This window comes from Streptococcus parasanguinis, from assembly GCF_001074805.1.
Classification (GTDB): Bacteria; Bacillota; Bacilli; order Lactobacillales; family Streptococcaceae; genus Streptococcus; species Streptococcus parasanguinis_A.
Window position 1 is genome coordinate 1 of the sequence record NZ_JUPI01000124.1, and the last position, 7,407, is coordinate 7,407.

General features: G+C 44.3%; 6 protein-coding genes. All 6 read left to right on the forward strand.

Features of this window, described 5'->3' with window-relative positions; translation table 11 throughout:
• The first annotated feature begins 155 nt into the window (after nt 1-155).
• Nucleotides 156-1,691: a cardiolipin synthase gene (gene cls / locus ADI76_RS08685; RefSeq protein ID WP_049515846.1), complete on the forward strand. Its 1,536-nt coding sequence runs from the start codon at nt 156-158 to the stop codon at nt 1,689-1,691.
• A gap of 168 nt (nt 1,692-1,859) precedes the next feature.
• Nucleotides 1,860-3,698 carry an MFS transporter gene (locus ADI76_RS08690; RefSeq protein WP_049515848.1) on the forward strand — a complete coding sequence of 613 codons (1,839 nt, stop codon included), beginning with the start codon at nt 1,860-1,862 and terminating at the stop codon, nt 3,696-3,698.
• 122 nt (nt 3,699-3,820) lie between these two features.
• Nucleotides 3,821-6,031, forward strand: coding sequence for an anaerobic ribonucleoside-triphosphate reductase (gene nrdD, locus ADI76_RS08695; protein ID WP_024055166.1), 2,211 nt, complete (start codon nt 3,821-3,823; stop codon nt 6,029-6,031).
• 11 nt (nt 6,032-6,042) lie between these two features.
• Nucleotides 6,043-6,183 (forward strand): hypothetical protein, encoded by a 141-nt coding sequence (locus ADI76_RS11550; protein WP_024055167.1) that lies wholly within the window; start codon nt 6,043-6,045, stop codon nt 6,181-6,183.
• A 43-nt stretch (nt 6,184-6,226) separates the two neighbouring features.
• The gene (locus tag ADI76_RS08700; protein ID WP_049515850.1) at nt 6,227-6,727 is read left to right on the forward strand and encodes a GNAT family N-acetyltransferase; all 501 of its coding nucleotides are present in this window, start codon (nt 6,227-6,229) and stop codon (nt 6,725-6,727) included.
• A gap of 4 nt (nt 6,728-6,731) precedes the next feature.
• Nucleotides 6,732-7,337: an anaerobic ribonucleoside-triphosphate reductase activating protein gene (nrdG, locus tag ADI76_RS08705; protein ID WP_049515853.1), complete on the forward strand. Its 606-nt coding sequence runs from the start codon at nt 6,732-6,734 to the stop codon at nt 7,335-7,337.
• Nucleotides 7,338-7,407 lie beyond the last annotated feature (70 nt).

Consider the following 7,407-nt stretch of genomic DNA (forward strand, 5'->3'; position numbering starts at 1 on the left):
ACTCAACCACTGCGTCTTGCTCGACAATCCAAAAATAATTGAGAGGCTAGGACTTTTGTCCCACTCTCTTTTTGTTTGTCTAGAAGGGGCTTGGTTGGTCGTTGCAACGGGTAAAAAGAATTGGTATACTAGTAGAAAGAAAAAAGGAGGATGCTGTGACCTTTAGAAAATTACGTCTATTAATGTCCAAATATGGATTTAGTATTTTGTTTATGGGCTTTGAACTATGGGCATCCTTTGCGGCCTTCTTCTGGCTCAATAGATGGTTCCCTCATTGGCTATCTGTTGCAGTCATTGGGCTCTTATATGTGTCGACAATCTTAGCTATTGTTAATCGAAATACCCCGCCTGAAAATAAGGTGACCTGGCTCTTGATTGCCGTCATTCCTGTCTTTGGATCGCTTTTATACCTCATGTTTGGAGAGCGACGTTTGTCCAAAAAGGAAATGATCCAGCTGAAAAATATGGAGTCCATGAAGTTTCGAGAGGACAATAGTCATCAGTTGCGTAAGGAGCTCAAGCAAGAAAGCAAGGCGGTTTATGGCTTGGTCAAGTCGATTTTATCCATGGATCACAATGCGGATCTCTACAATGGGACGGCATCAACCTTTTACCCTCTAGGGGAGGAGATGTATGAGCAACTACTAGAGGATCTGAGAGCGGCGAAAAAATTTATCTTCATCGAGTTTTACATCATTGATGAGGGCTTGATGTGGAACAGTATCCTAGAGATTTTAGAGCAGAAAGTGAAAGAGGGGGTCGAAGTCAAACTCCTTTATGACGATATCGGCTGTATGGCAACCTTGGCTGGGAACTATACCAAACGATTGCGAAAGATGGGGATTGATGCCCATAAGTTTAACAAGGTGATCCCCCGTCTAACAGTGGCTTATAACAACCGAGACCACCGTAAGATCTTGGTCATTGATGGCCAGATCGGCTATACGGGTGGTGTCAATTTGGCAGACGAGTACATCAACCACATTGAGCGGTTTGGTCACTGGAAGGACAGTGCCATTCGTTTAGATGGACGAGCTGTTAAGGCCTTAACGCGACTCTTCCTCATGAACTGGTACATCAACCGTGGGGAAATCGAGGATTTTGACCGCTACCATATTGAAAATAAGGCGGTCGAAGGAGAAGGGCTCTACATTCCCTATGGGAGTGGACCAAAACCGATTTACAAGTCGCAGGTTGGAAAGACAGTCTATCAAAATATGATTAACCAGGCGACGGATTACGTCTATATCACGACTCCTTACTTGATCATCGATTATGATTTGACAGAAGATATCCGCAATGCGGCCCTTCGTGGGGTGGATGTTCGCATCGTGACCCCGTATATTCCGGATAAAAAATTGATCCAAATCGTAACCCGTGGGGCATACTTGGATCTGATGGACGCTGGTGTGAAAATCTATGAGTACACACCTGGTTTTGTCCACAGTAAGCAAGTTCTTGCCGATGATGAAATGGCGGTTGTAGGGTCGATTAACTTTGATTACCGCAGTTTGGTCCATCACTATGAAAATGCTGTCTGGATGTATCGGACGCCTGCCTTGAAAAAGATTCGTGAGGACTTTGACCATATCTTTGAAGTGTCTCAAGAAATTACAGAGGATACCTTCCGCTTTACATGGCACCAAAGCTTAATCAAGGAAATTATGCAATTGTTCGCACCGATGTTGTAAATGTATAAAAACGAAAATCAGAGTCAGGAATCGAGATGCCTGACTCTTTTTCCATAGGACTATGTGGCAAGAGGCTGACAGGGTCGGCAGAATTTGGTATACTAGAGAAGATAATGGGCTTTTTTCTAAAAGGAAAGAGCAGAGGAATAGCGAAGAAAAGGAAAAAGAATGAGCGAAAAAGAGCAAGAAATGACTTCGAAAAAGTTAGGGCTTCACGTGGGAGACAGTTTTCAGGATACACGTGAAATTCGCGAAGTGCTAGATAAATCAGTCTTTCGTGAAGAAGAGCCGACTCATAGCCAGCAGGCAGAAGTCTTGGAGGAGCCGGTTGCAATGGAGGCATCAGAGGAAATTAGTGATGCCAAGCCAGAAGCAGTAGCAGAACCTACACAAGAATCTGAACAGGAAGCGGAGCAAACGCTCAGTCGGATGAGTCGTCGTTCGCGTAAGGCGGGAGTTGAAGCGGCAAAAGCGGAAGCATCTAAGGTAGAAGAGAATACGGAAGAGCTAGAAGCAGATGTGGCAGTTGAGCCGATCCGTCGTCAATCCAAGCGTCCAGTGCCCCTAGCGATTCCTTTTGTGTTGAGTCTCTTGATTAGTTTACTGCATGTCGGGGTGCCATTTTTAACCCGTTTTGCAACCAATCAACAATCTCAAAACTTGTATGCTGGCTGGGCAATGACCAAGGGTCAAGTACCGTTTGGTGATTTTTACGGAACCAATGGTCTGCTCTATTATGCAATCAACTGGTTGGGAAGTTTAGCTGGTGGACATTGGATCTTGATGATCCTTCAAGCGATTGCCCTCTTCTTTGCGGGGACTTACCTCTATCGGGTTGTGCGCTTGCTGGTGTCTGATAAAGATACAGCGAAGAATGTCCAGTTACTCTTTTATTTCTTGGTGTTAGGCCTTGGTTTTGGAGGGACTTATGTGACTCTCTTTAGCCTTCCAATCCTATTTGCCAGCATGAATTTCATTTTGGCTTATTTGATTGGGCATCGTAAGGATGAAGGCTTTATCCTTTATGGTGCGATTGCAGCTGTGGCTTTCCTGATTGATCCGATGACCAGTGCCTTGTTTTATTTGTTGGCCTTCCTTGGATTAACAGCCTTTAACATCAAGCAGAAGAGATGGGCGCGTGGCTTTTATCAACTGCTAGCAGCTCTCCTTGGTTTTTCACTCGTCTTTTATCCAATTGGCTATATCACCGTTTTGAATCAGACTTTTGGCTATGCCATTAACCAAGTAACCTATGTCTTTAATGCCTTGAATTTTAGCAATGGACAGACCTTCAGTAATGCCATTTATTATGGACTGTTGGCGCTGGCCTTTGGTCTGGTCTCTGCCTTTTTGATGTCCTTTACGAAGCAAAATAGCAGTGCTCGCCGGATCTTCCGCTTTATGGGATGGGCAGGTAGCCTGGTAGTCCTCATCGTGTCTATTGGTCTTCCGGAGCAAGGCGCTTACCAATTGTTGCCAATGTTGCCATTTGTTCTTCCTTTGTTTGCGATCTGGTTCTCACGAGATGGGGAAGAAAACGATGGGATCGAACGTCGTGGTCGGAAGAAGAAAAACAAGGAAGTTTGGGCCGCTTACTTTACAAGCCAAGTTTTCTTACCGCTAGTAGCCCTTGTCTATCTGTTGGCGAATCCGGTGGTTCAAGATGTTGTGCTTCAGTCTGGTCAATCCAGTGAACGGAGCGCTATTGCCAGCTACATTAAAAATCACACCAAGTCGAAAGATACCATTTATGCTTGGGATGCGACAGCTACTCTCTATCAAGAAAGTGATCGTTTGGCAGCTTCTGCCTTATTGACCCCAATGTCTTATCTGGGAATTAATGAAAATCGGACCAATGTGATCCAACAAATCGATCGGTCTGAACCGAAGTATATTGTGGTCAACAATCAGGTGGAGTTGACCTCCAATATGAAGGACTTGCTCAAAGAAAATTATCGTCTGGTTGAGAAGAAATACCGTCATTTCAAACTCTATCAACGCTCTTAAGAAAATCAATATCTTGTGTTTTAGAAAGTTTTTTAGAATTTTCACCACAAGATATTGATTTTTATTTTTGGAGTGGTATAATACAACTTGTATGTAAATAAATGAAGAGAGGCATGTTTGGTATGATCACCTTGAGAGAAGAAAAACTGAGAATGGCCCCGGATATTTTTGTTGAAAAACGAGATGGCCGTCGTGTTCAATTCGATGTTGAAAAAATTTATAAAGCCTTGTTGAAGGCGACAGAAGAAGTGACTTCTCTCACTCCAGTGATGGAAGCCAAACTAGAAGCCATTGTCGATCGTGTGATCGCAGAGATCTTGGAACGTTTTCCAAATGGCGTGAAGATCTATGAGATCCAAAACGTTGTTGAACATGAATTGCTTCAAGCCAACGAATATGCGATTGCTGAGAGCTACATTACTTATCGGACTCAGCGGGATTTTGAGCGCTCAAAAGCGACGGATATCAACTTTACGATTGGAAAACTCCTCAACAAGGACCAAGCGGTTGTCAATGAAAATGCCAATAAGGACAGCGATGTCTTTAATACGCAACGGGATTTGACGGCGGGGATCGTTGGTAAGTCTATTGGTCTTAAAATGTTGCCTAAACACGTAGCCAATGCCCACCAAAAAGGGGATATCCACTACCATGATTTGGACTATAGCCCTTATACACCGATGACCAACTGCTGTTTGATCGATTTTGAAGGCATGCTCAGAAATGGCTTTAAGATTGGGAATGCAGAAGTAGAAAGTCCTAAGTCTATCCAAACTGCAACGGCTCAAATCTCGCAGATTATTGCCAATGTAGCTTCTAGTCAGTACGGGGGGTGCTCAGCTGACCGGATCGATGAGGTCCTGGCCCCTTATGCAGAAAAGAACTACCAAAAACACTTGGCAGATGCCAAAGAGTGGGTGCTTCCTGAAAAGCAGGAGGACTATGCTTGGAGCAAGACTCAAAAAGATATCTATGATGCCATGCAATCGCTGGAATATGAGATCAATACCCTCTTTACCTCAAACGGACAAACTCCCTTTACTTCGCTTGGTTTTGGTCTTGGGACCAATCGCTTCGAGCGGGAAATCCAAAAGGCGATTTTGGAAATCAGAATCAAGGGACTTGGATCGGAACATCGGACCGCTATCTTTCCAAAACTGATCTTTACCCTTAAGCGGGGGCTCAACCTAGAACTTGGAACTCCTAACTATGATATCAAGCAATTGGCCTTGGAATGTGCAACGAAGCGTATGTATCCAGACGTTTTGTCTTATGACAAGATTGTCGAGTTGACAGGCTCCTTCAAGGTGCCGATGGGATGTCGCTCTTTCCTTCAAGGTTGGAAGGACGAGAATGGTGTGGAAGTTAATTCTGGCCGGATGAACCTAGGGGTTGTGACAGTCAATTTACCTCGGATTGCCTTGGAATCAGGCGGAGACAAGGAGAAGTTCTGGCAAATCTTTAATGAACGGATGAACATCGCTGAAGATGCCTTGGTTTACCGGGTGGAACGCACCAAAGAAGCGACACCAGCTAATGCGCCGATTCTCTACCAATATGGGGCTTTCGGAAAACGCTTGGGCAAGTATGACCAGGTAGATCAGCTCTTCCGTCATCGCAGAGCAACTGTTTCTCTGGGCTATATCGGACTCTATGAAGTCGCAACCGTCTTTTATGGTCCAAATTGGGAACACAATTCAGAAGCCAAACAATTCACGATCGATATCATCAAGGATATGAAAGCGCGTGTGGAAGAATGGTCTGACCAGTATGATTACCACTTCTCTATCTATTCGACTCCGTCAGAAAGCTTGACAGACCGCTTCTGTCGCCTAGATACGGAGAAATTTGGTAAGGTTCCGGATATCACAGACAAGGAATACTACACCAATAGTTTCCACTACGATGTTCGTAAGAACCCAACGCCATTTGAGAAGTTGGATTTTGAGAAAGTTTATCCTGAAGCAGGTGCGTCTGGTGGCTTTATCCACTATTGTGAATACCCTGTGCTCCAACAAAATCCAAAAGCCCTTGAAGCGGTTTGGGATTATGCCTATGACCGGGTCGGTTATCTCGGAACCAATACGCCGATTGACCGTTGTTACAAGTGTGATTTTGAAGGAGATTTCACGCCGACTGAGCGCGGATTTGCTTGTCCAAACTGTGGTAATAGCGATCCGAAAACGGTTGATGTGGTCAAACGGACCTGTGGTTATCTAGGAAACCCGCAAGCTCGTCCCATGGTCAATGGCCGTCATAAGGAAATCGCTGCACGGGTCAAACACATGAATGGATCCACTATCAAATCAGCTGGACACCAAGTGACAGATTAGAAAAGGACATTATGGGAAAATACCAATTAGATGATAAAGGCAAGGCTCAGGTTCAACGATTCCACGAGAAGCATTCAAAGGGTGGAATCAATAAAAAAGACCGAGTAGCAAGCCTGAGAGAACAATTTTTAAAAAAGGCTAAGAAAAAATAAAAGTGAGAGTCCGCTCTCACTTTTCTCTTATGGGGAGGTAAAGATGGAATTACGCAGACCAACTTTAGCAGATAAAGAAACCATTCTAAGCATGATGGCAGAGTTCGAAGAGACCCAATCGGCTCATGACGGTGGCTTTTGGGATGCTGAGAACTTTGATTATGAAGAGTGGCTAGAAACTTGCCATAATAAAGAAATGGGAATAGGATTGCCTGAAAATCGTGTTCCATCAATTCAGTTCGTATTGTTTGATAAATCAGGTCATGCTTTAGGTTTTTTGAATCTACGGCTGAGACTAAATGAGGGCTTGCTGAATTATGCTGGCCACATTGGCTACTCCATTCGTCCATCTGAAAGAGGTAAGGGCTATGCAAAAGAAGCTCTCCGACAAGGTCTGCGAGTAGCTAAGGAAAAGAATATCAAACGAGCTCTGGTAACTTGTAGCACAGAAAATCCGGCTAGTCGAGCTGTTATCTTAGCTAACGGTGGTGTTTATGAGGATGTTCGAAATGGAACGGAGCGGTATTGGATAGAGGTGGACTAGAAAGATGATATGGAATACACCAAAACCAGGCGAATGGAAGAGTGAGGAACTGAGTCAAGGGCGCATCATCGACTACAAGGCCTTTAACTTTGTGGATGGAGAAGGAGTGCGCAACTCCCTCTACGTAGCAGGTTGTATGTTTCACTGTGAGGGCTGTTACAATGTAGCGACCTGGTCTTTCAATGCAGGAATTCCTTATACCAAAGAGTTAGAAGAGCAGATCATGGAAGATCTGGCCCAACCCTATGTCCAAGGCTTAACCTTGCTAGGAGGAGAGCCATTTCTTAATACAGGTATTCTTTTACCCCTTGTAAAACGTATTCGAAAAGAATTGCCGGAAAAAGATATTTGGTCTTGGACCGGCTACACTTGGGAAGAAATGATGTTAGAAACGCCTGATAAACTGGAGCTCTTGTCGCTGATTGATATCCTGGTCGATGGACGCTATGATAAAAGCAAGCGCAACCTCATGTTGCAGTTCCGTGGGTCTTCCAACCAGCGGATTATTGATGTTCAAAAATCATTGAAAGAAGGAATGGTTGTCATCTGGGACAAGCTCAATGATGGCAAGGAAAGTTTTGAGCAGGTCAAGCGGGATGATCTTTTGTAGGATCTTCAAGAGAGTGGGACAGAAATCGGTAATTCGTTAGAATTCGATTTCGTCGTCCCACCTCCGCACA